At 69.1% G+C, this 26,042-nt stretch carries 23 protein-coding genes and 1 riboswitch; of the genes, 17 read left to right on the top strand and 6 right to left on the bottom strand.

Annotated features, from left to right (window positions below):
- Positions 1-34: 34 nt before the first annotated feature.
- Both BLT62_RS05705 and BLT62_RS05700 read right to left on the bottom strand, forming a co-directional pair.
- The gene (locus BLT62_RS05705; protein WP_083363191.1) at positions 35-1,114 is read right to left on the bottom strand and encodes a BMP family lipoprotein; all 1,080 of its coding nucleotides are present in this window, start codon (positions 1,112-1,114) and stop codon (positions 35-37) included.
- Between the two features lie 41 nt (positions 1,115-1,155).
- The gene (locus tag BLT62_RS05700; RefSeq protein ID WP_083363190.1) at positions 1,156-2,277 is read right to left on the bottom strand and encodes a mannose-1-phosphate guanylyltransferase; all 1,122 of its coding nucleotides are present in this window, start codon (positions 2,275-2,277) and stop codon (positions 1,156-1,158) included.
- A 163-nt stretch (positions 2,278-2,440) separates the two neighbouring features.
- Here BLT62_RS05700 and sdhC point away from each other — a divergent pair, with 163 nt between their 5' ends.
- The 5 genes from sdhC to BLT62_RS05675 all read left to right on the top strand — a co-directional run bounded on the left by sdhC (position 2,441) and on the right by BLT62_RS05675 (position 7,287).
- Positions 2,441-2,866 carry a succinate dehydrogenase, cytochrome b556 subunit gene (gene sdhC, locus BLT62_RS05695; protein ID WP_083363189.1) on the top strand — a complete coding sequence of 142 codons (426 nt, stop codon included), beginning with the start codon at positions 2,441-2,443 and terminating at the stop codon, positions 2,864-2,866.
- Between the two features lie 16 nt (positions 2,867-2,882).
- Complete coding sequence (locus BLT62_RS05690; RefSeq protein ID WP_083363188.1) at positions 2,883-3,335, top strand: succinate dehydrogenase hydrophobic membrane anchor subunit; 453 nt, start codon at positions 2,883-2,885, stop codon at positions 3,333-3,335.
- A gap of 31 nt (positions 3,336-3,366) precedes the next feature.
- Positions 3,367-5,181, top strand: coding sequence for a succinate dehydrogenase flavoprotein subunit (gene sdhA, locus BLT62_RS05685; protein WP_083363187.1), 1,815 nt, complete (start codon positions 3,367-3,369; stop codon positions 5,179-5,181).
- Positions 5,182-5,183: 2 nt separating this feature from the next.
- A complete protein-coding gene (locus BLT62_RS05680; protein ID WP_055834340.1) occupies positions 5,184-5,951 on the top strand; it encodes a succinate dehydrogenase iron-sulfur subunit in 768 nt (255 codons plus the stop codon).
- A 91-nt stretch (positions 5,952-6,042) separates the two neighbouring features.
- Positions 6,043-7,287: a YihY/virulence factor BrkB family protein gene (locus BLT62_RS05675; protein WP_231919360.1), complete on the top strand. Its 1,245-nt coding sequence runs from the start codon at positions 6,043-6,045 to the stop codon at positions 7,285-7,287.
- A 269-nt stretch (positions 7,288-7,556) separates the two neighbouring features.
- Here the strand turns inward: BLT62_RS05675 and BLT62_RS05670 are convergent, their stop codons facing one another.
- A complete protein-coding gene (locus BLT62_RS05670; protein WP_083363186.1) occupies positions 7,557-8,531 on the bottom strand; it encodes a LysR family transcriptional regulator in 975 nt (324 codons plus the stop codon).
- A 32-nt stretch (positions 8,532-8,563) separates the two neighbouring features.
- Between BLT62_RS05670 and BLT62_RS05665 the strand changes: the two genes are divergently transcribed.
- Genes BLT62_RS05665 through BLT62_RS05635 form a run of 7 tightly spaced genes read left to right on the top strand, consistent with a single transcriptional unit; the run spans position 8,564 to position 16,122 of the window.
- Positions 8,564-9,877: an MFS transporter gene (locus BLT62_RS05665; protein WP_083365326.1), complete on the top strand. Its 1,314-nt coding sequence runs from the start codon at positions 8,564-8,566 to the stop codon at positions 9,875-9,877.
- 3 nt (positions 9,878-9,880) lie between these two features.
- Positions 9,881-11,536 carry an amidohydrolase gene (locus tag BLT62_RS05660; RefSeq protein ID WP_083363185.1) on the top strand — a complete coding sequence of 552 codons (1,656 nt, stop codon included), beginning with the start codon at positions 9,881-9,883 and terminating at the stop codon, positions 11,534-11,536.
- Positions 11,533-12,855 carry an ArgE/DapE family deacylase gene (locus tag BLT62_RS05655; RefSeq protein WP_083363184.1) on the top strand — a complete coding sequence of 441 codons (1,323 nt, stop codon included), beginning with the start codon at positions 11,533-11,535 and terminating at the stop codon, positions 12,853-12,855. Before BLT62_RS05660 ends, BLT62_RS05655 begins: the two co-directional genes overlap by 4 nt.
- Before the next feature lie 4 nt (positions 12,856-12,859).
- Positions 12,860-13,720 (top strand): exodeoxyribonuclease III, encoded by an 861-nt coding sequence (locus BLT62_RS05650; RefSeq protein WP_083363183.1) that lies wholly within the window; start codon positions 12,860-12,862, stop codon positions 13,718-13,720.
- A gap of 55 nt (positions 13,721-13,775) precedes the next feature.
- Complete coding sequence (gene trpS / locus BLT62_RS05645) at positions 13,776-14,786, top strand: tryptophan--tRNA ligase (RefSeq protein ID WP_083363182.1); 1,011 nt, start codon at positions 13,776-13,778, stop codon at positions 14,784-14,786.
- A gap of 8 nt (positions 14,787-14,794) precedes the next feature.
- Positions 14,795-15,367, top strand: coding sequence for a GNAT family N-acetyltransferase (locus BLT62_RS05640; protein WP_083363181.1), 573 nt, complete (start codon positions 14,795-14,797; stop codon positions 15,365-15,367).
- On the top strand, positions 15,364-16,122 hold the full coding sequence (locus BLT62_RS05635) for an HAD family hydrolase (protein ID WP_083363180.1): 759 nt from the start codon (positions 15,364-15,366) through the stop codon (positions 16,120-16,122). Before BLT62_RS05640 ends, BLT62_RS05635 begins: the two co-directional genes overlap by 4 nt.
- A gap of 148 nt (positions 16,123-16,270) precedes the next feature.
- Here BLT62_RS05635 and glpK read toward each other — a convergent pair whose 3' ends face one another.
- The 3 genes from glpK to BLT62_RS05620 all read right to left on the bottom strand — a co-directional run bounded on the left by glpK (position 16,271) and on the right by BLT62_RS05620 (position 20,535).
- On the bottom strand, positions 16,271-17,785 hold the full coding sequence (glpK, locus tag BLT62_RS05630) for a glycerol kinase GlpK (RefSeq protein ID WP_083363179.1): 1,515 nt from the start codon (positions 17,783-17,785) through the stop codon (positions 16,271-16,273).
- A 53-nt stretch (positions 17,786-17,838) separates the two neighbouring features.
- A complete protein-coding gene (locus BLT62_RS05625) occupies positions 17,839-18,564 on the bottom strand; it encodes an MIP/aquaporin family protein (RefSeq protein WP_231919409.1) in 726 nt (241 codons plus the stop codon).
- 234 nt (positions 18,565-18,798) lie between these two features.
- Complete coding sequence (locus BLT62_RS05620) at positions 18,799-20,535, bottom strand: glycerol-3-phosphate dehydrogenase/oxidase (RefSeq protein ID WP_083365325.1); 1,737 nt, start codon at positions 20,533-20,535, stop codon at positions 18,799-18,801.
- Between the two features lie 176 nt (positions 20,536-20,711).
- Between BLT62_RS05620 and BLT62_RS05615 the strand changes: the two genes are divergently transcribed.
- From BLT62_RS05615 to ribH, 5 genes are all read left to right on the top strand, one after another.
- Positions 20,712-21,680, top strand: coding sequence for a sugar-binding transcriptional regulator (locus BLT62_RS05615; protein WP_083363177.1), 969 nt, complete (start codon positions 20,712-20,714; stop codon positions 21,678-21,680).
- A gap of 632 nt (positions 21,681-22,312) precedes the next feature.
- Positions 22,313-22,446: riboswitch (FMN riboswitch) on the top strand.
- Positions 22,447-22,545: 99 nt separating this feature from the next.
- Positions 22,546-23,571 carry a bifunctional diaminohydroxyphosphoribosylaminopyrimidine deaminase/5-amino-6-(5-phosphoribosylamino)uracil reductase RibD gene (gene ribD, locus BLT62_RS05610; RefSeq protein ID WP_083363176.1) on the top strand — a complete coding sequence of 342 codons (1,026 nt, stop codon included), beginning with the start codon at positions 22,546-22,548 and terminating at the stop codon, positions 23,569-23,571.
- Position 23,572: 1 nt separating this feature from the next.
- Positions 23,573-24,208, top strand: coding sequence for a riboflavin synthase (locus BLT62_RS05605; RefSeq protein ID WP_083363175.1), 636 nt, complete (start codon positions 23,573-23,575; stop codon positions 24,206-24,208).
- Positions 24,205-25,497: a GTP cyclohydrolase II gene (gene ribA / locus BLT62_RS05600; protein ID WP_083363174.1), complete on the top strand. Its 1,293-nt coding sequence runs from the start codon at positions 24,205-24,207 to the stop codon at positions 25,495-25,497. The genes BLT62_RS05605 and ribA overlap by 4 nt, the downstream gene beginning before the upstream one ends.
- A complete protein-coding gene (gene ribH / locus BLT62_RS05595; RefSeq protein ID WP_083363173.1) occupies positions 25,494-25,976 on the top strand; it encodes a 6,7-dimethyl-8-ribityllumazine synthase in 483 nt (160 codons plus the stop codon). Before ribA ends, ribH begins: the two co-directional genes overlap by 4 nt.
- The last annotated feature ends 66 nt before the right edge of the window (positions 25,977-26,042 follow it).

The raw sequence follows: 26,042 nt of genomic DNA, 5'->3' as shown, positions 1-26,042 counted from the left end.
GTGAGCAGAGGATCGCGAGGGGTCGTCCGCCGGTCTAGCGCGGCGTGCTCGGCGAGGTGACGACGATGCTGCCGTCGATGATTCCCTGGCGGATGCCCTCGATCTCGGCGGAGAGCTCGGGCGAAACCAGCGACGCGCGCTCGTGGAACGGGGCGATCTCGACGCCGCCGTTCTCCAGCGTGCCGACGAAGGGGGTGTTCTCGAATGTGCCGTTCAGATCGTCGCCGACGATGGCCGCCACGGCGTCCTGCGTGTTTTTCAGCACGCTGGTGAGCACGACCGGGCGGAAGGCGGCCGGCAGGGTCTCGTAGCCGTCGTTGTCAACCCAGATGATCGAGACGCCGGTGGACTCGCTCGCGGCGGCCGCAGCGCCCTCGCCGACCTGGCCGGCCACGGGCAGGATCACGTCTGCGCCCTGGTCGATGAAGCCCTGGGTCAGCGTCTTGCCCTTCGCGACGTCCTCGAAGTCGCCGGTGAAGTTGCCGTCCTGCTTCGCCTTGTCCCAGCCGAGCGCGCGCACGCTGGTACCGTGCACCTCGTTGTACTTCGCGACGCCGTCGACGAAGCCGTCCATGAACAGGGTGACGGGCGGCTGGTTGCCGCCGCCGAAGGTCGCGACAATGCCCGTCTCGGTGACGCCGGCCGCGAGGTAGCCAGCCAGGAACGCGGCCTGGGCCGTGTCGAAGACGATCGGCTTGATGTTCGGGGCCTCGACCTGCTCGTCGACGATGGCGAAGTGCACATCGGGGTTGGCCTCGGCCGCGGCGGTCGTCGCGTCGGCGAGCTCCCAGCCCACGGTGAGCACGAACTGGCATCCGGTGCCGACGGCCTGCTCGACGTTCGGGCGGAGGTCGGTCTCGGAGGTCGACACCAGCGCGGCGACGTCGATGTCGTACTGGGTGCTGGCCTGCTGCAGGCCCTCCCAGCTGGACTGGTTGAAGGAGCGGTCTTCGAGGCCGCCCGAGTTCGTGACCATGCGCGCACAGTAGTCGGAGGCGGTGCTCTCGCCGCCGGCCTCCGGCGCCGAGGCGCAGCCGGCGAGGAGGAGCGCGGCACTGGCGAGCAGGGCGGCGGGGACAATGACGCGACGGATGCCGCGGGCTGAATTCTTCACGTTCGACTCCTGGTGCACGGGGTGGGCGGTTACTGGTTGGGTTAGAGGACGTCGGTGCGGCCGGAGAGCTTCAGGGCGTCGACGACGGCCTTCACCTTCTGGGCGTTGGCACTCGTCGTCACGAGGAGAGCGTCGGCGGTGTCCACGACGACGATGTCCTCGACGCCGATCAGCGCGATCGTGCGCCCGCCCTCGGAGATGACGATTCCGCTGGAGGAGTCGGCGAGCACCCGGGCGTTCTCGCCGAGGATGGCGAGGTCCCTCTTGCGGCCGCCGGAGTGCAGTTTGGCGATCGACGCGAAGTCGCCGACGTCGTCCCAGTCGAAGAGGCCGGGGATGACGGCGAGGCGGCCGGCCGCGGCCGCCGGCTCGGCGACGGCGTAGTCGATCGCGATCTTCTTGAGGTTCGGCCAGATGCGGTCGACGGCCGGGCCGCGGGTGGCCGGGTCGTCCCAGGCAGCGGCGAGCTCGAGCAGGCCGGCGAGCAGCTCGGGCTCCGAGCGGCCGATCTCCTCGAGGATCCGGTCGGCGCGGGCAATGAACATGCCGGCGTTCCAGAGGTAGCGGCCGCTGGCCAGGTAGCGCTTCGCGGTGGCCTGGTCCGGCTTCTCCACGAAGGACTCGACGGCGAGGGCGCTCGGGGCGCCGGGAACGTCGAGCTTGCCACCGGAGTGGATGTAGCCGAAGCCGATGGCCGGCTCCGTCGGGCGGATGCCGAGGGTCACGATGTAGCCGGCATCCGCGACCTCGACGGCCTCGGCGACGGCCTGGCGGAAGATGTCGTCGCGGTGGATGACGTGGTCGGCGGCGAAGGAGCCGATGATGACGCCGGGCTCGCGCAGTTCCAAGATCGCGGCGGCCAGCCCGATCGCGGCGGCCGACTCGCGCGGCTCGCTCTCGAGCACGACATTGTGGTCGGCGAGCTCTGGCAGCTGCTCCTCCACTGCCTTGCGGTGGGCTCGGCCGGTGACGACCATGATCCGCTGATCCCCGGTCAGGGGGGCGAGCCGGTTCCAGGTGTCGCGCAGCAGGGTCTGGCCGGAACCGGTCAGGTCGTGCAGGAACTTGGGGGCGTCGGCGCGGGAGAGCGGCCACAGCCGGGATCCGATGCCTCCGGCGGGGATCACGCTGTAGAAACGGGCGAGCGCAGTTGACGTAGTCACGCAGTCAGCCTAGGCCAGCCGCGGGCGCAGACCGCGGCGACGGCCGCCGAGTAAGGCATACCTAACCAGAAAAACGCTGAGAGTGAGGAATAGTATGGGTTCACATGCTCATCGAGCAATCCGGGCCAGTGACTGGCCACACTTCAGCCAGGGAGGGTTGTTCATGCCACAGCAAACGGCAGGAACCCTGACAGCAGCCAAGAAGTCCACCACCTCACCTCGCCCCGCCGGTACCCTGTACCGCGGCCGCGAGGGAATGTGGTCGTGGGTCCTGCACCGAATCACCGGTGTCGCGATCTTCTTCTTCCTGCTCGTCCACATTCTTGATACCGCACTCATTCGCGTCAGCCCGGAGGCGTACAACGTCGTCATCGGCACGTACCAGACGCCATTGATGGGTCTCGGCGAGGTCGCCCTCGTCGGTGCGATCGTGTTCCACGCCTACAACGGCATCCGGATCATCCTGATCGACTTCTGGGCCGGCGGCGTGAAGTACCAGAAGCTGATGTTCTACATCGTCATCGCGCTCTGGGTGATCACCATGCTCGGCTTCACGCCGCGCCACCTGATCAACGTCTTCAGCCACTAGGAAAGGGGAGCACATCATGACTGCAACAACCATCGAAGCCCCCCGCTCCCCCTCTCGCCCGGTGAAGCGCCGCGGCGTGAACTGGGAGAAGTGGGGCTGGATCTACATGCGTGCCTCCGGCATCGTGCTGATCGTGCTGATCTTCGGCCACCTGTTCTTCAACCTCATGCTGGGTGACGGCATCTCGGCGATCGACTTCGGCTTCGTCGGCGGCAAGCTGGCCGACCCGTTCTGGCAGTGGTGGGATGTCGCGATGCTCTGGCTCGCGCTGATCCACGGCGGCAACGGCATGCGCACCCTGATCAACGACTACGCAACGCTGCCGATGACCCGCGGCGTGCTCAAGTCGGCGGTCCTCGCCGCCGTCGTCGTGCTCATCGTGCTCGGCACCCTCGTCGTCTTCACCTTCGACCCCTGCCCCCCTGGACAGCCGGCCGACCTGCTGCCTGCGCTCTGCGCGGCCCGCTAATACCTAATCACCACAAAGTACGGATGCCACTGTGACCCAGTCCTCATCGTTCGACAGCGCCGACCACACCATCGTTGACGGCGTGCACTACCACCAGTTCGATGTCGTGATCGTCGGCGCCGGCGGCGCCGGCATGCGCGCGGCCATCGAGGCCGGACCGCACGCCAAGACGGCCGTGATCTCCAAGCTGTACCCGACGCGCTCGCACACTGGTGCGGCGCAGGGTGGCATGGCCGCAGCGCTCGCCAACGTCGAGGAAGACAACTGGGAGTGGCACACCTTCGACACCATCAAGGGCGGCGACTACCTCGTCGACCAGGATGCGGCGGAGATCCTGGCCAAGGAGGCCATCGACGCGGTCCTCGACCTCGAGAACATGGGCCTGCCCTTCAACCGCACGCCGGAGGGCAAGATCGACCAGCGCCGCTTCGGCGGCCACACCCGCGACCACGGCAAGGCACCGGTTCGCCGCGCCTGCTACGCCGCCGACCGCACCGGCCACATGATCCTGCAGACGCTGTACCAGAACTGCGTCAAGCACGGCATCAACTTCTTCAACGAGTACTACGTGCTCGACCTGGTCATGACGAACGTCGACGGCGTCGACCAGCCGTCGGGCGTTGTCGCCTACGACCTCTCCAGCGGCGAGCTGCACGTCTTCCAGGCGAAGGCGATCATCTTCGCGACGGGCGGGTTCGGCAAGATCTTCAAGACGACGTCGAACGCGCACACCCTCACCGGTGACGGCGTCGGCATCATCTGGCGCAAGGGCCTGCCGCTCGAGGACATGGAGTTCTTCCAGTTCCACCCGACCGGACTGGCCGGCCTCGGCATCCTCCTGACCGAGGGCGCCCGCGGCGAGGGAGCGATCCTCCGCAACGCCTCCGGTGAGCGCTTCATGGAGCGCTACGCCCCCACCATCAAGGACCTCGCCCCGCGCGACATCGTCGCCCGCTGCATGGTCCAGGAGGTGGCAGAGGGCCGCGGCGCCGGCCCGAACAAGGACTACGTCTACCTCGACTGCACCCACCTGGGTGCAGAGGTCCTCGAGACCAAGCTGCCGGACATCACCGAGTTCGCCCGCACCTACCTCGGTGTCGACCCGGTGACCGAGCCCGTTCCCGTGATGCCGACCGCGCACTACGCCATGGGCGGCATCCCGACCAACGTCAACGCCGAGGTGCTGCGCGACAACACCACCGTCGTCCCCGGCCTCTACGCCGCCGGCGAGTGCGCCTGCGTCTCGGTGCACGGCTCCAACCGCCTCGGCACCAACTCGCTGCTGGACATCAACGTGTTCGGCAAGCGTGCGGGCAACAACGCCGTCGAGTACGTCAAGACGGCCGAGTTCGTTCCGCTGCCCAAGGACCCGGCCGCCGCTGTGCGCGGTCTGATCGACAGCATCCGCAACTCGACCGGTACCGAGCGCGTCTCGGTGCTGCGCAAGGAGCTGCAGGACAAGATGGATGCCGGCGCTCAGGTGTTCCGCACCGACGAGTCGCTGGCCGAGGTCACCCAGACCATCCACGGCCTGCGCGAGCGCTACAAGAACGTCGCCGTGCAGGACAAGGGCCGTCGCTTCAACACCGACCTGCTCGAGGCCGTCGAGCTCGGCTTCCTGCTCGACCTCGCCGAGGTCGTCGTCTACTCCGCGCGCAACCGCAAGGAGAGCCGTGGCGGCCACATGCGCGACGACTACCCCAACCGCGACGACGAGACCTACATGAAGCACACCATGGCGTACCTCTCGGGCGACGCCCACTCGGCAGATGCCGCCGACCACATCCGTCTGGATTGGAAGCCCGTCACCGTCACGCGCTACCAGCCCATGGAAAGGAAGTACTAATCGTGAGCACCACGACGATTGCCGCCGACCGCCCGGGCAACGCTGACCCGGCGATCACCCCGTTCACGGTCACGTTCCTGATCCGTCGCTTCGACCCCGAGGTTGACGAGGAGCCGCGCTGGCAGGACTTCGACGTCGAGATGTACGCGACCGACCGCGTGCTCGACGCGCTGCACAAGATCAAGTGGGAGCAGGACGGTTCGCTGACCTTCCGCCGCTCCTGCGCACACGGCATCTGCGGCTCGGACGCCATGCGCATCAACGGCCGCAACCGCCTGGCCTGCAAGACGCTGATCAAGGACCTCGACATCTCGAAGCCGATCTACGTCGAGGCCATCAAGGGCCTGCCGCTGGAGAAGGACCTCATCGTCGACATGGAGCCGTTCTTCGCGTCGTTCCGCGAGGTCCAGCCCTTCCTCATCGCCAACAAGGCGCCGGAGGGCGGCAAGGAGCGCATCCAGACCGTCGCCCAGCGCGAGCGTTTCGATGACACCACCAAGTGCATCCTCTGCGCCGCGTGCACCTCGAGCTGCCCGGTGTTCTGGACGGACGGCCAGTACTTCGGCCCGGCCGCCATCGTCAACGCCCACCGCTTCATCTTCGACTCCCGTGACGAAGACGCCAAGGTGCGCCTCGACATCCTGAACGACAAGGAAGGCGTGTGGCGCTGCCGCACCACCTTCAACTGCTCCGAGGCATGCCCGCGCGGCATCCAGGTGACCCAGGCCATCGCCGAGGTCAAGCAGGCCATCATGCGCGGCAAGCCGTAACACGCACGCCGCAACACGCAACCCGCCGCAACGCGAAGAGCCCCCGTCACTGTGACGGGGGCTCTTCGCGTTGCGGCGCTAATGTGGCACTGTGAGTCAGACACCGGGGAACGGCAGCGAGCACAAGGTTCGCGAGGCGTTGGACGCATTCGGCGAGCCGATCCGCGAGCGCTTCGGGGAGCCGGTGCAGCGCGTCACCGCGCTCACCCAGAAGACACTCGCCCTGTTCCCGGTGCGGGTCTGGCGGCACTTCCTGGCACGCAACGGCTTCCTGCTGGCGGCGGGGATGAGCTACCAGGCACTGTTCGCCGCCTTCGCCGCCGTCTACGTCGTCTTCTCGGTCGCCGGGCTCTGGCTGGCCTCGCACCCCTCGACACTGCGGGCGCTCGAGGACCTGATCAACACCTACATCCCCGGACTCATCGGGCAGGACGGCCAGACGGGGGCGATCAGCTCCAGCGAGCTCACCGGGCTCGCATCCGGCTCGACTTTCCTCCTCAGCTCGACCGGCGTGATCGCCGCCGCCGGTTTAATCTGGACCGCAATCGGCTGGGTCACCTATTCCCGCATCAGCGTGCGCACGGTGTTCGGCCTGGCCAAGGACACCCGCTCCTACGTCCTGCTGAAGGCGCGCGACTTCGTAGCCGCGCTCGCCTTCGGCTTCACGCTGCTGCTGGCCTCGACGATCACGGTGATCAGCACGGCGGCCCTGTCCTGGCTGTTCCAGGTGTTCGGCCTGCCGGTCGACTCGTTCTGGTACAACCTCGCAGGCAGCTCGCTCGGGCTCCTCCTCGTGCTGCTCATCAACGCCGGCGTGCTCGCGGCGATGTTCCGCTTCCTCTCCGGTGCCGCTGTGGAGTGGCGCAGGCTCTGGGGCGGTTCCCTCCTCGGCAGTATCGCGCTCACCGTGATGCAGGTGCTCGGGAGCACGCTGCTCGGCAGCGTCACCAAGAACCCGCTGCTGGCCACGTTCGCCGTCTTCGTCGGACTCCTGCTGTGGTTCCGACTCACCAGCATCGTGACGCTCGTCTCCGCCGCCTGGATCGCCGTGGCGGCCGGCGACCGCGGGGAGTCGCTGCGCAAGGTGACCAACGAGCAACTGGCGCTCGAGCGGCGGGAGCGCGAGTTGCAGGCCATCCGCCTGGCCGCCGAGGTGGAGCTGCGCAACGCCCGCGCGGCGCACGAGGCCGCCAACTGGTACCGCCGCCCGGCAACGGCCTTCCGGCTGCGCCAGGCCACGGACCGCTACAACGAGGTCGTCGTCGACTCGACTGCGGAACGGCCGGATGACGGCTCGTCCGGGACGCCCACCGGCTCCAATCCCCCGAAGCAGTAGGCGGCGCTGCCTGTGGGCGCCTGACACTGCCTGACACTGCCTGACACTGCCTGACACTGCCTGACGGCGCATCCCGGCCGCGGCGCTCCCCCGGCGCTCCGCTGCCCGTTCCCCGTCGGATCCGCGCTCGCGTCGTCCGTCGGGAGGCACAAGGAGGCTGGGGAGGCCGAAAGTGCCGAGAGGCTGCCTCCCGAACTCACTTTCACCTCCGCACGACGCGTGGCCGCGTTGCGCGTGCGCCCCGGGGCCTCGCTCGAGTCGACAGCGAGCTAGGACGTGGCGTCGGGCAGTGTGATCGCCAGCTCCTCGACCCGCGTCGCGAGCCACGCGACGAGGTTCTCGATGAACGCGTGAATGGCGGGAACCGCGTAGTGCCCGGCATCCCAGGCCACCCAATCCGTGATGGCCAGGGGTTCCCCGCCCGCAGTGAGAAGCACCCGGTCGAGCCCGAAGCTGGCGGGCCCCACCGCCACGGCGATTCCGCGCCCGGCTGCGGCGAGCGACTGCGCGACCACGGTGGATGACACCTGGTTCTGGTAGCTGAAGGTCAGCCCCTGGTCCAAGCCTGCCTGATCGAAGGCGGCGCGGACGGCGCTGCCGTGCCGGGCGTTGAGCAGCGGCAGGTCCGTCACCTCGCGGATGTCGACGTGCGTCTGCCCCGCGAAGGGATTCGCGGTCGACGGCATCTGCAGCGACAGTCTCGCCGACAGCAGCTTGTGCCGGGCGAAGCGGGCGGGCGGGGTAAACGTGCCCACCGCGAGGTCGGCCTGCCCCTGGTCCAGCCGCGCATACACGTCGTCGGGCTCGGCCTCCTGCACGTCGCCGAGCAGGAAGCCCGTCGCCGCCAGGCACGGGACGACCATCATGTCGCGCACGCTCGGCGGGCACACCAACTCGAGCGTCGAACTCTCATCGCCCAGCGATGCCATGATCTTCACTCCCCGATCGACTCGGGTCTTGATGTCGTTGGCGATGACGTGGAAGCGCTGGCCCGCGCGGCTCAGCTTCATTCCGCCCGCACTCCTGTCGAACAGCGCGACGCCGAGCTCCTTCTCCAAAGCCCTGATCTGCCTCGACATCGACGGCTGGGCCACAAAGCACTCGCGGGCAGCCGCGGAGACTGATCCGGTGTCGGCGACCGCAAGGAAGTAGGTGATGACACGGAGATCCACTATGCCTCCCAGGCATGGATGAGCAACTTTATGAGTATTAGCGATTATGGATGATGGCGGGCAGAGTTGCATGTCTCAGCTTTTCCTCGACCCCAAGGGACATGATGTCAACGACGACAAACGCGACGAGCTCCACCGCAGAGAAGGCGGCACGCCAGCGCCGCTCCATCACCGGAGCCTTCGTCGGCACCGCCATCGAGTGGTACGACTTCTACATCTTCGGCACCGCGGCCGCGCTCGTCTTCGGCCGGGTCTTCTACCCGGACATCGACCCGGCCGCCGCGCTGATGGCCTCCTTCGCGACCTTCTGGGTCGGCTTCATCGCCCGCCCGATCGGCGGCCTGATCTTCGGCCACTTCGGCGACAAGTTCGGGCGCAAGAACACCCTCGTCGTCACCCTGCTCCTGATGGGCATCGCGACCGCGCTCATCGGCGTGCTGCCCGGATACGCCCAGATCGGCGTGGCCGCGCCCATCCTGCTCATCGTGCTGCGCGCCCTCCAAGGCCTCGCCGTCGGCGGTGAGTGGGGTGGCGCCGTATTGCTGGCGACAGAGAACTCCTCGGCGAAGAAGAAGGGCTTTGCCGGTGCCTGGGTGCAGCAGGGCTCCCCAGCCGGGTCGATCCTGGCCACCCTGATCTTCCTGATCGTCGGCACCCTGCCTGACGAGGCCTTCATGAGCTGGGGCTGGCGCATCCCGTTCCTGCTGTCGGCCGTTCTCGTCGTCGTCGGGCTCGTCATTCGCCTCAAGGTCGAGGAGTCAGAGGACTTCCTCAACACGCAGAAGCTGAACATCGTCGTCAAGGTGCCGATCCTCGAGGTCTTCCGCGTCACGCCGAAGCTCCTCGTCGCCGGCATCTTCGCCTCCGTGCTCGGCATTGCCCTGGCCTACTTCACGAACACGTTCCTGCTCTCCTGGACGACGGGCCAGCTCGGCATCGAACGCCAGGTCATGCTCAATGTGCTGCTCGCCACCGCAATCCTGCAGTTCATCTGGCAGCCGCTCGCCGCCCTCATCGCCGAGCGCATCGGCGCCATGAAGGTGATGATGGGCGGGCTCCTGCTCAACCTGCTGCTCACGGTGCCGTTCTTCCTGGCGATCCAATCGGCCAACGTGCCCTTCATCGCCGTCATGCTCGCCGCCACCGTGCTCGGCGGCTCGGCGTACTACGCGATGCTCGCGACTTTCCTGGCCAGCGCGTTCCCCGCAAACGTGCGCTACACCGGCGTCTCTGCCGCCTACCAGATCTGCGCCACCATCTTCGGAGGTTCCACCCCGCTGCTCGCCCAGTGGGTGCTCACCTCCTCTGGCGGCAACCCGTGGGCCGTCGCCACGCTCTACGCCAGCCTCGTGATCATCACGTTGCTGGGCGTCTCCGCCCTGGCCCGGGCGAAGAAGCAGGCAGGGATCGAGGACTAGGCCATGGAGTTCGACGCCCTCTTCCACAACGGGGTCATCGCGACCGGTGACCCCGCCCACCCGGCCGCAACGCGGTTGGCGGTGCACGGCGGCCGCATCATCGCCCTCGACGACGAGATCGTCGGGCGGCCGCGCCAATCGATCGACCTGCACGGCGCGCGGGTCCTCCCCGGGTTCCACGACGCGCACTATCACCTCTCCCTCACCGGGGCGCGGCTGGCCGCACTCGATCTGCGCCCGAGCGCCGTCACAACACTCGACGAGTTGTACCGGGCGCTGGGCGAGTACGCCTCCGGGCTGGCTCCCGACGCGTGGGTGAAGGCATCCGGCTACGACCAGAACGTGCTGGGCGCGCACCCGACCGCCGAGGGCATCGACGCCGTCGTGGGTGGGCGGCCCGCATCCGTTGAGCACGTCTCCGGCCACATGCTGGTCGCCAACACCGCGGCGTTCGCACGAGCCGGCTTCGCCGACCGCATCGGCGTGCCAGAGGTGGCGGGCGGGCACGTCGAACGCGACGCGTCCGGCCGGGCCTCCGGGCTGCTGCAGGAGCGGGCGCAGGAGATCATCAACGCGGTCACGCGGCCGCTCGCGTTGGAGGAGGTGCAGCGCAACCTGCAGCTCGCCTCCGACCAGGCCGTCGCCTACGGGCTGACCAGTCTGACGGAGCCCGGCATCGGCGCACCGGAGATGATCGGCAACACGCAGGTCGACCTGCACAGCTACCAGGTGGCCGTCGAGGCGGGCGTCATCCGGCCGCGCATGACCGTCATGCCCTACATCAGCACCCTGCACGACATCACGGGCACTAGGGAGCCGGACTGGTTCGGGATCGATCTCGGGATCCGCACCGGCTTCGGCGACGACCGGCTCTCCATCGGGCCGGTGAAGATCGTCTCCGACGGCTCGCTCATCGGCAAGTCGGCCGCGATGCACCACTGTTACCACGGCGAGCCGGAGAACGCCGGGTTCATGCTGGTCGGGCCGGAGCAACTGCGCCAGCAGATCATCGGCGCCCACGCCGCCGGTTGGACGGTGGCCACGCACGCCATCGGCGACAGCGCCGTTGACCATGTGCTGGATGCCGTCGCGGAAGCGCAGCAGCGCTACCCGCGCCCCGGCGTGCGCCACCGGATCGAGCACTTCGCCGTCGCCAGCGACGCGCAGGTCGCCCGGGCCGCCGAGCTCGGCGTCATCCCCGTGCCCCAGGGCACCTTCATCTCCGACTTCGGGGACGGCATGAGCGCGGCCCTCGGCGAGGAGCGCACGGCGACCTGCTACCGGGTGGCCTCGCTGCTGGCCGCCGGCATCGTCGTGCCCGGGTCCACGGACTCCCCCGTCTCCGACGGCAACCCGCTGCGCAGCATCCACGACATGGTGAACCGGCTCACCGCATCCGGGCGGCCATTCGCCCCGGAGGAACGGGTCAGCATCGAGGACGCGGTGCGCGCCTACACCTATGGCTCGGCCTACGCCGTGGGCAAGGAAGACCGCGTCGGCACCCTCGCCGCGGGCATGCTCGCCGACTTCGTCGTGCTGAGCGACGACATCTTCGCCGTCGACAGCGCGGCAATCAAAGACATCACCGTGACGGGCACGGTAATCGGCGGCGAGGTCGTCTACGACGCCGGCGCCTTCGGAAAGGAAGCAGCACAATGACAACTTCAGCGGAGCGCGACGCCATCCTCGCCGCGGTCGATGCCGCCTTCGACGAGCAGCTCGATTTCACCGCGGCGCTCATCGCGATCCCCTCGCTGCGCGGCGAGGAGAACGACGGCCAGGACTTCATGGAGCAGGCCTTCCGCGAGGTCGGCCTCGACATCGACCGCTGGACCCTGGACCCGGCCGAGCTGGCCACCCACCCCGGCGCCGGGGCGGTCGCCGTCTCCTACGAGAACACGGACGTCGTCGTGGGCACCCTGGAACCCGCTGCGGCGGTCGGGGCGGCGGTCGGGCGCAGCCTGATCCTGAACGGGCACGTCGACGTCGTTCCCCTCGGCTCGCCCCGGCTCTGGTCGCGCTCCCCCTGGGAGCCCGCGATCGAGGACGGCTGGATGTACGGGCGCGGCTCCGGCGACATGAAGGCCGGCCTCGCCGCCAACGTGTTCGCGCTGCGCGCCCTGCAGCGCGCCGGGCTCACGCCGCGGGGGCGCATCCACCTGCAGTCGGTGCCGGAGGAGGAGAGCACCGGCAACGGCACCCTCTCCGCTCTCCAGCACGGTTACACGGCGGATGCCGTGCTCATCACGGAGCCCAGCTCGAACGCCGTCGTGCGCGCCCACACCGGCGTCATCTGGTTCCGGGTCGTCGTCACCGGCCGCGCCGCGCACGCCTCCGAAATGTCGGTCGGCGCGAACGCGATCGACGGGGCATACGCGGTCATCGCCGAGCTGCGCCGGATGGAAGCGGACTGGAACACGCGGGTGCCGGAGTCGGCGCACTTCGCCGAGCAGCCGCATCCGCTGAACCTCAACATCGGCACCATCCGGGCCGGCGACTGGCCGTCGAGCGTCCCGGACGCCTGCGAGCTCGGGATCCGGGTCGCGCTGCTGCCGGAGATGGACGTCGAGGAGTGCTGGGAGGAGATCGTCGAGCGGGTGCAGCGCGCCGTGCAGGTCGACCCCGCCCTGGCGGGCGCCACCGCGCTGACAGAGAAGCTCGGCTTCTTCTCCGACGGCTACGTCTTGGAGCCGGGCTCGGACGCGGAGGCCGTGTTGGCTGCGGCACACGAGCAGGCCACAGGCTCCGCCCTGGGCGAGGTGGCCATGCCCGGCTACATCGACTCGCGCTGCTACGGGCTCTTCGCCGGGGTGCCCGCTCTGGTCTACGGCCCGCTCGGCGAACGCCTGCATGGCGCCGACGAGCGCGTCAACATCGAGTCGGTGCGCCACGTCACGAAAGCCGTCGCGCTGTTCATCGCCGAATGGTGCGGGGTGGAGGCGGCGCCAGCGACGGGTCAGTCCGACAATCTAGACTGAGTGCATGTCATCCGCGTCCGCGCCACTGCGTATTGCCTCTGTCAACGTAAACGGCGTGCGCGCCGCCTTCCGCAACGGCATGGGCCCGTGGCTCGCCGACCGCGACGTGGACATCCTCGCCCTGCAAGAGGTTCGCGCCGAGACCAGCCACCTGACCGAGCTGCTCGGTGACGAGTGGGACATCCTGCACGACGCCGCCACGGCCAAGGGCCGTGCCGGCGTCGCCCTCGCCAGCCGCCGCAGCTCGGACAAGCACCGCGGTGCCGAGATCCATCGCGTCGAGCTCGGCGCGGTCGACTTCGACAGCGCCGGCCGCTGGCTGGAGGCCGACTACCGCGTCGGCGACAAGATCATCACCGTGGTGAGCACCTACGTGCACTCGGGCGAGGTCGGCACCCCCAAGCAGGTTGAGAAGTACAAGTTCCTCGATGCCATGCAGGAGCGACTCCCCCAGCTCGAGGCCCACTCCAGGTACGCACTCGTCTTGGGCGACTTGAACGTCGGCCACCGCACCCTCGACATCAAGAACTGGAAGGGCAATGTGAAGAAGGCCGGCTTCCTTCCGGAGGAGCGCGCCTACTTCGACCGTTTCATCGGCGCCGAGAGCGACCCGGACTACAACAACGGCGCCGGCCTCGGCTGGGTCGACGTCGGGCGCAAGTGGGCCGGCGAGGTCGAGGGCCCGTACAGCTGGTGGTCCAACCGCGGCCAGGCCTTCGACAACGACACCGGCTGGCGCATCGACTACCACCTGGCCTCCCCCGCCCTGGCTGCCACCGTCGTGAACTACACGATCGACCGGGCCGAGTCCTACGACGAGCGATGGTCCGACCACGCCCCCGTCGTCGTCGACTACGCGATCTAGCCCCCATTTCTTAGTCGGATGCCCGGCATCCGCGACCCTCGTTTGAAAGAGTGACATGACCTCTCTGCCCCGCCTCTACTCGGGCATGCAGCCCTCGGCTGATTCCCTGCACGCCGGCAACTACATCGGCGCCCTGCTGCAGTGGAAGGAGCTGCAGTCCAGCCACGACGCCCTGTTCTCCGTCGTCGACATGCACGCCATCACCGTGCCGCAGGACCCGGCCGAGCTGCGCGAGAAGACCCGCCGCACCGCCGCGCAGTACATCGCCGCCGGCATCGACCCGTCCAGCTCCACGCTCTACGTGCAGTCGCACGTGCCGGCGCACGCCGAGCTGGCCTGGGTTCTCAACACCATCACCGGTTTCGGCGAGGCCGGCCGGATGACGCAGTTCAAGGACAAGTCCAAGAAGCAGGGCGCCGACGCCACCTCGGTCGGACTCTTCACCTACCCGGTGCTGATGGCGGCCGACATCCTGCTCTACCAGACGGAGGTCGTGCCGGTCGGCGACGACCAGAAGCAGCACGTCGAGCTCACCCGCGACCTCGCCACCCGCTTCAACGCGCGCTTCGGCGAGACCTTCACGGTGCCGGAGCCCGTCATCCAGAAGGAGACGGCGCGCATCTACGACCTGCAGAACCCGGGCTCGAAGATGTCGAAGTCGGGCGAGTCGCCCGCCGGCATCCTCTGGCTGATGGACGAGCCGGGCGCGATCAAGAAGAAGATCATGCGCGCGGTCACGGATGACGACGGCGTGGTGCGCTTCGATCGGGCAGAGAAGCCGGGCGTCTCCAACCTGATGACGATGTTCCAGGTTCTCTCCGGCCGCTCGCTGGCCGAGATCGAGGACGCCTTCGCCGGCCGCGGCTACGGTGACTTCAAGAAGGAGCTCGTCGAGCTCGTCGTCTCCGAGTTCTCGCCGATCCGCGAGCGCGCCACCGCGCTGCTCGACGACCCGGCCGAGCTGGACCGCCTGCTGGCCGGCAACGCCGAACGCGCGTCGGCGATCGCCGACGCCACGCTGGACACCGTCTACGACCGCATCGGCTTCCTCCGCCGGGCACGCTAGGAGCACACATGGACATCGTCGCACTGCGCACGGAACGGCTCGTGCTCGACCAGCTGCAGGAGGGCGATGTCGATGCGATCACCGCCTACTGCCAGGACCCGCTGTTCGAGCGCTACCTGACCGTGCCGTGGCCGTACCGGCGCGAGCACGCCGCCGGGTTCGTGAACGAGCTTGCGCCGGCCTGGTGGCAGAGCGGCGCGGAGGCGACGTGGGCGCTGCGCCGGGAGGAGGGCGGCCCTCTCATGGGCGTCCTCTCCTTCCGGATGCCGAAGCACGACCTCGGCTTCTGGATAGGCGAGGAGCACCGCGGCTTCGGCTACATGCCGGAGGCCGTCTCGCGCGTCGCCGACTGGGCGTTCGACGAGGCCGTCCCCGGCCTGCAGGCCGTCGGCTGGGAGTGCATCGCCGGAAACGTCGCCTCCGCCCGGGTCGCCCGCAAGGCCGGATTCCGCTTCACGCGCACGGCGCCCTCCAGCATCCCCGATCGCGACGACGCCCACCCGGAGAGCTGGTACGGCACGCTCGGCCGCGGCATCCGCTCCATCCACGAGGGCTGGCCGACCGGGGTCGTGCAGCCATGAGCAAGCCGCCCAGCGTGATCCTGTTCGATCTGGACGACACCCTGTTCGCCCACCGCAACGCGGTGTCCCACGGCATCGTCGCGCACATCGAGAACATCGGCGGCTTCGAGGGCGTGCACCAGCCGGATGCCGTCTCGCTCTGGCACGCACTGGAGGAGAAGCACTACCACTCCTACCTCGAGGGCACGCTCGACTTCGAGGGGCAGCGCCGGGCGCGCGCCCGCGACTTCGCGGCCGCGCACGGCGTGCATCTCGAGGACGACGCCTCCGGCGTCTGGTTCGACGACTACTTCGAGCACTACATCGCCGCGTGGACGCTGCACGAGGACGCCCTGCCGTGCCTCGACGCCCTCGAGGCGGCCCTGCCCGGCGTGCGCTTCGGCATCATCACCAACGGCGACCCCGCCTTCCAGCGACGCAAGCTCGACCGGGTCGGGCTGACGGCCAGGATGGGCCTCGATGAGCACCCGGAGAGGCTCATCGCATCCGGCGCACTCGGCTTCGCCAAGCCCGACCCGCGCATCTTCGCGGCCGCCTGCGCGGCGTTTGACGCGGAGCCCGGGCGGAGCGTGTACGTCGGTGACCGGCTGCACACGGACGCGATCGGCGCCGCCGCCGCCGGGCTCACCGGCGTGTGGCTGAACCGCGCGGGCGAGGTCACCCCCGAGCCCTCGGATGCCGCGGAGGCCGCCGCCCTCGGCGTGCTCGAGATCGCCGGGCTCGACGATCTCGTGGCCGCACTGGTTGCTCTCTAGCTGGGTCTCGATACGGCGCTGGCGCGCCTACTCGACCAGCGGGTTTCCCCGTTGGCTCGAGGGAGCGCCAGCGACCGAACCCGACAGCGCTGAAGGCAGAAGCCCCCGCACTCCGAGGAGTGCGGGGGCTTCGTGGTTTCGCGGGGTGTTACTTGACGTCCTCGTCGACCCAGTCGAGGGTCTTGGTGACGGCCTTCTTCCAGTTGCGGTAGAGGCGGTCGCGCTCAGCGGAGTCCATGTTCGGCTCCCAGCGCTTGTCCTCCTGCCAGTTCTTGGAGAGGTCATCGAGACCGCTCCAGAAGCCGACGGCCAGGCCGGCCGCGTAGGCCGCGCCGAGCGCGGTGGTCTCGGCCACGACGGGGCGCACGACCGGAACGTTCAGGATGTCGGCCTGGAACTGCAGCAGCGTGTTGTTCGCCGTCGCACCGCCGTCGACCTTGAGCTCGGTCAGCGGGACGCCGGAGTCGGCGTTGACCGCGTCGATGACCTCACGGGTCTGGAACGCGATCGCCTCGAGCGCGGCACGGGCGATGTGGCCCTTGTTCACGTAGCGGGTGAGGCCGACGAGGGCGCCTCGGGCGTCCGCGCGCCAGTGCGGCGCGAACAGGCCGGAGAACGCGGGCACGAAGTAGGCCCCGCCGTTGTCCTCGACCGTGTTCGCCAGCGCCTCGATGTCGGAGGCCGACTCGATGATGCCGAGGTTGTCGCGCATCCACTGCACGAGCGAGCCGGTGACCGCGATGGATCCCTCCAGCGCGTAGTGCACCGGTGCGTCGCCGAGCTTGTAGCCGACGGTCGTGAGCAGGCCGTTCTCCGAGTGAACGATCTCCTCCCCCGTGTTGAAGATGAGGAAGTTGCCCGTGCCGTAGGTGTTCTTCGCCTCGCCGGTCTGGAATGCGGCCTGGCCGAACGTCGCCGCCTGCTGGTCTCCGAGGATTCCGGCAATGGGGGTTTCACGCAGCAGCGAGTGCTCGGACGCGTAGCCGTAGATCTCGGAGGACGAACGGATGTCGGGCAGCATCGACTTCGGCACATCGAACGCCGCGAGGATCTCGTCGTCCCACTGCAGGGTCTCGAGGTCCATGAAGAGGGTGCGGCTGGCGTTGGTGACGTCGGTGGCGTGCACGCCGCCGTTGACGCCGCCGGTGAGGTTCCACAGCACCCAGGTGTCGGTGGTGCCGAAGAGCAGCTCGCCGGCATCCGCCGCCTCGCGGGCCCCGGGCACGTTCTCCAGGATCCAGACGATCTTGGTGCCGGAGAAGTAGGTCGCCAGCGGCAGGCCGACGGTCTTCTTGAAGCGCTCGACTCCCTCGGCGCCCGCGAGGCGGTCGACGATGTCCTGCGTGCGGGTGTCCTGCCAGACGATGGCGTTGTAGACAGGCTCGCCGGTGTTCTTGTTCCAGACGACGGCGGTCTCGCGCTGGTTGGTGATGCCGATCGAGGCCACGTCGTGCCGGGTGAGGTTCGCCTTGCCGAGGGCCTGGCCGATCACCTCGCGCACGTTCGCCCAGATCTCCAGCGGGTTGTGCTCGACCCAGCCGGCCTGGGTCATGATCTGCTCGTGCTCGAGCTGGCCGGTCGAGATGATCGACCCCGCCTTGTCGAAGATGATTGCGCGCGAGCTCGTGGTGCCCTGGTCAATCGCGAGTACGTAGTCAGCCATGCTGATAACTCCTTTGCTATCGAATGAGATGAGTGAGGTTCGGATTCCGCTGACTAGCCGAGGATCGGCAGCAGAGCGGTGGACGCGAGGCCGGCGAGCACGCCGCCGATGATCGGGCCGACGACGGGGACCCAGGAGTAGCTCCAGTCGGAGCCGCCCTTGCCCTTGATCGGCAGGAAGAAGTGCGCGATGCGCGGGCCGAGGTCACGGGCCGGGTTGATGGCGTAGCCGGTCGGGCCGCCGAGGGAGGCGCCGATACCGATCACCAGGAGGGCAACGGGCAGGGCGCCAAGGGCGGCCAGGCCGCCGCCGTCGCCGTTGCGGCCGAAGCCGATGACGACGAAGACGAGCACGAAGGTGGCGATGATCTCGGTGACGAGGTTCCAGCCGTAGGAGCGGATGGCGGGGCCGGTGGAGAAGACGCCGAGCTTGGTCGCGGCATCCGGCTCAGCGTCGAAGTGCTGCTTGTAGCCGAGCCACATCACGACGGCACCGATGATCGCACCGATGAGCTGGGCGGCGATGTAGGCCAGCACCGAGACGACGGACACCGCGACGGTGGTGCCCATGGCGGGGTTGCCGAACTCCTCCGCGCCGCTGGCGACGAGGCCGAGCGTGACGGCGGGGTTCAGGTGTGCACCTGACGCGTACGAGACGATGACACCGGCGAAGACCGCGAGGCCCCAGCCGAAGTTGATCATCAGGGTGCCGCCGCCAAAGCCCTTGGTCTTGGCGAGGATGACGTTTGCGACGACGCCTCCACCGAGCAGCACGAGCATGGCGGTACCGACCAGCTCCGAGAGGAACACAATTCCGAGGTTGTCCACGTTGACCTTCCGATATTTCTTTCGTCATCCACGCCGGCGAGATCCGGGCGAACTGTGGCGGATTCGAGGAATCCGCTTAGAACCGTATCCGGCGCTCAGACGGCAAAACAGCCAGAACGAGTGCACATCCGTGCATTCTCTGACTGTTCAACCGTCGTTCGCCCAGGCGTCGACGAGGGCGTTCGCTCAGGCGTTGGTGAGCTGACCGGACTCCAGCTGCACCCCGTGCACCTCGGCCAGGTCCGCGCGGGTGGAGGCGATTTCCACGGCGGTGCGGGCCTCGCTCCAGCCGAGCACCTCGGCCATGATTCCGGCCAGTTCCTCGAGCAGGCTGGTGCTCAGGGCGCCGACGAAGGCGAGGCTGGTGCGGCGCAGGACGAGGTCCTGCAGGTGCACGGGCTGCTCAGTGGCGACGAGGTAGGCGATCTCGCGGCGCGAGTAGTCGGCGGCGCCGGTCAGCGGGGCGTCCTGCGTCCCCTCGTCGGCGAGCAGCTCGGCGATCAGCGGCTCTGCGCGCGTGCCGTAGCGGGCGAGCAGCTGGGCTGCACGCTCGCGGCCGAGCTCCTCGCCGTGGCTGGTGAGCCACACCTGGCGGGCGGCATCCGTCTGCGGGAAGCCCTTGCCACCACCGATGGCCAGGCCCTCGGTGCTCTGGGTGCGGGGCTGGCCGATGAGGCCCAGGATGTCGGTGCTCAGGTGCTCGGCCAGGGCGCGGAAGGTCGTCCACTTGCCGCCGACCAGGCTGAGCAGCGTGCTGCCGGGCAGCTCGGTGAGCTCGGTCTTCTCGATGCGGTAGTCGCGGGAGACGAAGCCGGGTGCCTCGTCGTCGTGACGGGGCAGCGGACGCACGCCGGAGAAGCGGAACACGATGTCGGAACGGTCGACGGCGATGTTTGGGAAAACGTGCGCGATGAGATCGAAGAAGTAGTCGACCTCGTCCTCTGTGCAGCGGATCGGCTTCGTCATGTCGTGCTCGAGGTCGGTGGTGCCGACGAGGACGCGGCCCTTCAGCGGGTAGATCAGCACGATGCGGCCGTCCTCGTGCTCGAAGAAGATCTCGCGGCCGTCGGTGGCTTCCAGCAGCTCCGGGTTGTCCAGCACGATGTGCGAGCCCTTGGTGCCGCCCATGAAGGTGCTCGGGCGGCCGAGTGCGCGGTTGGTGAGGTCGGTCCAGGGGCCGGTGGTGTTCACGATGACGTCGGCGGTCATGGTGAAGACCTCGCCGGTCACGGTGTCGCGCAGGCGCACGCCGTCCTCGTCCATGCCGACGGCCTCCACGTAGTTGGCGGCGCGGGCGAGCGGGCCGGCGGCGAGGCCGTCGTGCAGCACGTCGAGGGCGAGGCGCTCCGGGTCGTGCATCGAGGCGTCGTAGTAGGTGGCCGTGTACTTGAGCGCCGGGTTCAGCGCCGGCAGCTGGCGCAGCGACTCGGTGCGCCCACGGAACTCGTGGCGGGGCACGCTGCCGCCGTCGCGGGAGAAGGAGTCGTAGAGCGTCATGCCGACCTTGATCAGCAGCGCGCCGCGCTCGGTGGGCTTGCCGGAGCGGTGCGTCAGGAACCGCAGCGGGGCGGAGAGGATTCCGGAGAAGGTGGAGAAGATCGGCACCGTGGTCTTCAGCGGCTTCACGTAGTGCGGGGCGATCTTGATGAGGCTGTTGCGCTCCTCGACCGACTCCTTGACGAGGCGGAACTCGCCGTTCTCGAGGTACCGGACGCCGCCGTGGATCATGTGCGAGGACGCGCTGGACGCGCCGGAGACGTAGTCGCCGCGCTCGACGATGGTAACGTCGACGCCCTGCAGGGCGAGGTCGCGGAAGGTGGCAATGCCATTGATGCCTGCACCGATGATGAGCACGCTGCTGTGCGGCTTCTGCTGCAGCGCAGCGACGGTTTCGCGGGTGTCGTTGTTCTGGAATGCCGACATCTCGTTCTCTCGCTTCCCGACGGCCGTTCGCTCGTCGTCGTTCCTCAGTTCAGGGAACACCCGCTGTTTGCGTCTTCGCCACCGCGTGTGTATGAATACATCTTGAACACATACGCACAATCTTTCAAAGCTCGTGCACATATGTGCAGGGCTAGCCGAGAGAGACAGGACCCGTGATGAACGAGCTCGACGAGACATCCGAGAGCGGCAAGACCGGCGACGCGCTGCGCGCCGCTCACCTCTACTACATGCAGGATCTGACGATGGATGCCATCGCCCACGAGCTGCACACCTCGCGTTCCTCGGTCTCGCGGCTGCTCAGCCACGCCAGGGCCAGCGGGCTGGTCGACATCCAGATCCGCTCGCCGCGGGACATGCCCGGCCGGATCGAGGAGGCCGTTCTCGAGCGCCACGGGGTGCGCGCGCACATCGTCCCGGTGCCGGAGAACGCCAGCGACGTGGACCGTCTGGAGCGCGTCGCGCTCTCGGCTGCACGAATTCTCGGCCAGTTCTTCGACTCCAACATGTCGCTCGGCATTGCCTGGGGCTCGACGATGGGTGCGCTCAGCCGCCACCTCATCCCCAAGCAGACCCACAACTCGCAGATCGTGCAGCTGAACGGCGCGGGGAACATGCGCACCACCGGCATCCTCTACGCCTCCGAGATCCTGCGCCGCTTCGGCGATGCCTATGGCGCGCACGTGCAGCAGTTCCCCGTCCCGGCGTTCTTCGACGACCCGGCGACGAAGCAGGCGATGTGGCGGGAGCGCTCCACCGAGCGGGTGCTGCAGATGCAGGAGAACATGGATGTCGCGCTCTTCGGCATCGGCTCCCCCTTCGCCGAGGTGCCGAGCCACGTCTACGCCGGCGGCTACCTCGAGCCGGAGGACTTCCAGTCCCTCAGCCGCGACGGCGCGGTCGGCGACGTCGCGACGGTGTTCTACCGCGCGGACGGCTCCACCGACGGCATCGCCCTGAACGAGCGCGGTACCGGGCCGAGCTTCGACCTGCTGCGGGCGACGCCGCGCCGCGTCTGCGTGGTCGCCGGGCTGTCGAAGCTGCCGAGCCTGCGCGGCGCGATCAGGGCCGAGCTCATCACCGACCTCATCATTGACGAGTCGACTGCCCGCGCCCTGCTCGAGTAGGCCACGGCCGGCTTCGGTCGCTGCCGCGCCCTCGAGCCAACGGGAAAAGTGCGCCACCCTCCCCGCGCGCGGGCCTCCGCTGCTGGCTTCGGTCGCTGGCGCTCCCTCGAGCCAACGGGGAGTGGCGACGCCCACCCTCCCGCTGGTCGAGTAGGCCCGCCAGGGCCGTATCGAGACCCGGCGACCCGGTCTCGATACCCTCGTTCCTCGCTACTCGACCAACGGGACGGGCCGATGCCCCTCCCCACGTCGGCTGGAGGGGGCCGCGCCGCGAGGAACGAGCAGCGCAGCCCCCGAAGCCCCGGAGCCGACCCGAGCGAGGCGTGCCCGGGGTTTGGCTTCGGTCGCTGGCGCTCCCTCGAGCCAACGGGAAATGGCGACGCCCACCCTCCCGCTGGTCGAGTAGGCCCGCCAGGGCCGTATCGAGACCCGGGCGACCCGGTCTCGATACGCTCGTTCCTCGCTACTCGACCAACGGGACGGGCCGACGCCCACCCCCACGCGCGGATCACCGCTGCTGGCTGCGGTCGCTGGCGCTCCCTCGAGCCAACGGGGATGGGCGAGAGCTACGTAACGGGGCGTTGCGGGAATAGATTCTGGCCGGGCGCGTTGGCCTAGACTCAGAAGCAAGAAACGTGCTCCGGGGTCGGTGAGAATCCGAACCGGCGGTGAAAGTCCGCGAGCCGTGCCCTCCGCAAGGAGGGAACGGTTGAGCCGGTGAAATTCCGGCACCGACGGTTAAAGTCCGGATGGGAGGATGCACGCGTCGATTGTTTGTAGTGATCAGGGTTTCTCTGCTCACTCGGCCGTCGGCGAACCTCGAGCACGCTCGCGACCCCCGGAGTACCTGAGTACAAGGACTGCCATGGGATCCCGCGCACACATCGAAGACGTTCTGCGCCGCGCCTTCGCGCTGGCCGCAAACGGTCCCGCCCGCGGGCTGAACCCGCAGGTCGGCTGCGTGCTGCTGGCCGACGACGGCACCGTGCTGGCCGAGGGCTGGCACCGGGGCGCCGGCACCGCGCACGCCGAGGTCGCCGCGCTGGCCGAGCTGCCCGCGGGAGCCGCGCGCGGCGCGACCGCCGTCGTCACCCTCGAACCCTGCAACCACCAGGGCCGCACCGGCCCCTGCGCCGAGGCCCTGATCGAGGCCGGCGTCGCCCGCGTCATCTACTCCGTCGACGACCCGGGCGACTCGTCCTCGGGCGGTGCCGCCCGGCTCCGCGCCGCCGGCATCGACGTCGAGGGCGGCGTGCTCCGCGCCGAGGGCGAGGCGCTGCTCGGCGACTGGCTGCAGGCCGCCCGCCTCGGCCGCCCGGTCGTCACCGTCAAGTGGGCGTCCAGCCTGGACGGCCGCGCCGCCGCGGCCGACGGCAGCAGCCAGTGGATCACCGGGTCCGCCGCGCGCCTCGACGTGCACCGCCGCCGCGCCGCCGCCGACGCGATCGCCGTCGGCACCGGCACCGTGTTGGCCGACGACCCCTCCCTCACCGCCCGCGACGCCGACGGCGGCCTGCTCCCCAGCCAGCCCGTGCCCATCGTCTTCGGTCGGCGCGAGACGCCGGCGGATGCCGCGCTCCGCCGCCACCCGCACGAGCCCGTCTTCGCTGACGGCAGCGACCTGCCCGCCCAGCTGGCCGACCTGCACGGCCGCGGCATCCGCTCGCTCTTCGTCGAGGGCGGGCCGACACTGGCCAGCGCGTTCATCGCGGCCGGCCTCGCCGACGAGCTGCTCGTCTACCTTGCCCCCGTGCTGCTCGGCGGCCCGAAACTCGCCCTCGGCGAGCTCGGCATCGCCTCCATCGACGAGGCACTGCGCCTCGAGCTGGCCAGCGTTGAACAACTGGGCGACGACATCCTCGTCGTGGCCCGACCCGTGAAAGGACACTGAGGTGTTTACAGGAATCATCGAGGAGCTCGGCCGCATCGAGCGGATCGAGCGCACGAGCGATGCGGCGCGCATCACGGTGCGCGGGCCGCTCGTCGTCAGCGACGCCGGGCACGGCGACTCCATCGCCGTCAGCGGGGTCTGCCTGACAGTCGTGGGCAGCGACGCCGACTCCTTCACCGTCGACGTCATGGCGCAGACGCTGGCCATGAGCACCCTGGGCGGCGCCGTGCAGGGCACGGCCGTCAACCTCGAGCGCGCGGCCGCGGTCAACGGCCGCCTCGGCGGGCACATCGTGCAGGGCCACATCGACGGCACCGCGACGGTGCTGGCGATCACGCCGGGCAGCGCCTGGCGGGTCGTGCGGTTCAGCCTGGACGCCGAGCACGCCCCGCTCGTCGTCGACAAGGGCTCGATCGCCGTCGACGGTGTCTCGCTCACCGTGAGCAACGTCAGCCCGGCCGAGGAGGCCGAGCAGTGGTTCGAGGTATCGCTGATCCCCGAGACGCTCACCGCGACGACTCTCGGCCAGCGCGTCGTCGGCGACACGGTCAACATCGAGACCGACATCCTCGCCCGCCACGTTGCACGAATGTTCGCACTACAGAACGCCGCTACCCCAGTGAGGAGCAACTCATGAGCCTGTCCACCATGCCCGAGGTTCTCGAGGCGCTGCGCGCGGGTCGGCCCGTGATCGTCGCCGACGACGAGGGCCGCGAGAACGAGGGCGACGCCATCCTCGCCGCCGAGCTGGCCAGCCAGGAGTGGATCGCCTGGATGGTGCGCAACACCAGCGGCTTCCTCTGTGCCCCGATGCCGGCGGAGTACGCCGACCGGCTCGGCCTGCCGCTCATGGTCGTCGACAACGAGGACGCGCGGAACACCGCGTACACGATCACCGTCGATGCCGCCGAGCGGGTGACCACCGGCATCAGCGCCGCCGACCGCGCGCGCACCCTGCGGGTGCTCGCCGACCCGCACTCCCTGCCGGCCAACCTGATCCGACCCGGCCACGTGCTGCCGCTGCGCGCCGTCGCCGGCGGCGTGCGCGAGCGCGCCGGGCACACCGAGGCCGCCGTCGACCTGATGAAGCTGGCCGGGCTGGCCCCGGTGGGCGTCATCGGGGAGATCGTCGCGGATGACGGCGAGATGATGCGCCTGCCCGGGCTGCTCGCCCTCGGTGAGCGCGACGGCCTGCCCGTCACCACGGTCGCGGCGATCGCCGAGTGGCTGCACGCGCAGCACGAGGTGGAGGCCGGCGCCCCGGCATCCGTGGTCGAGAACGCCCGCGTGGCCTTCGAGGTCGAGACGACGGTGCCGACCAGGCACGGCCCGTTCCAGGTGCGCGCGTACCGCGACCGGGTCAGCGGCGCCGACCACGTCGCGATCACCGCCGGCGTGCTGGGCGACTCCCCCCTCGTGCGGGTGCACTCCGAGTGCCTGACCGGCGAGGCCTTCGGCTCGCTCAAGTGCGAGTGCGGCCCGCAGCTGGACGCCGCGCTGGAGACCGTGCAGCGCGACGGCGGCATCGTCATCTACCTGCGCGGGCATGAGGGACGCGGCATCGGCCTGATCAACAAGCTGCGCGCCTACCGACTGCAGGAGGATGGGCTCGACACCCTCGACGCCAACCTCGCCCTCGGCCTACCGGCCGACTCCCGCGACTACGGCGCCGCGGCGGCAATCCTCGACGACATGGGCGTCGGCTCCGTGCGCCTGCTCACCAACAACCCGGAGAAGGTGCGCCAGCTCGAGCTGCACGGCGTGCGGGTGAGCGAGCAGGTGCCGCTGGTCGTCGGCGTCGGTGCGTACAACGAGGGCTACCTCGACACCAAGCGCACCCGGATGGGGCACTCCATCGACAACGGCCAGCTGGCAGATGCCACGGCCGAGACACTCCTCAACACACTGGAAGGGCACGCATCATGAGCGGAGCAGGATCACCAACGGCGGCACTCACCCCGAACCTCGACGCGACGGGGATGCGCGTCGTCATCGTCGCCGGGCGCTGGCACGAGATCATCACCGACGGGCTGATCGCCGGCGCGGTGCGGGTGCTCGAGGCATCCGGCGCAGACTACGAGATCGTGCGGGTGCCGGGCAGTTTCGAGCTGCCCGTGGTCTGCACGGCGGCCCTGGAGGCGGGGGCGGACGCCGTCGTCGCGCTCGGCGTCATCATCCGCGGCGGCACACCGCACTTCGAGTACGTCTCGGCGGCCGCCACCGACGGCCTCACCCGGGTCGCCCTGGACACCGGCAAGCCGGTCGGCTTCGGCGTGCTCACCCTGGACGACGAGCAGCAGGGCATCGACCGCGCCGGCCTGCCCGGCTCCAAGGAGGACAAGGGCGAGGAGGCCGCGGCCGCGGCCATCGCCACGGCGCTCACGCTGCGGGCGCTGCGCGCTTAAACGCAGAAACCCGCTGGTCGGGCTTGCCGGACCCCGAGAGGGGCTTCGGCAAGCCCAACCAGCGGG

Origin of the sequence: Microterricola viridarii (assembly GCF_900104895.1) — a bacterium.
In the GTDB taxonomy this organism is placed as follows: domain Bacteria; phylum Actinomycetota; class Actinomycetes; order Actinomycetales; family Microbacteriaceae; genus Microterricola; species Microterricola viridarii.
This window is presented reverse-complemented; position numbering and strand designations above follow the sequence as displayed.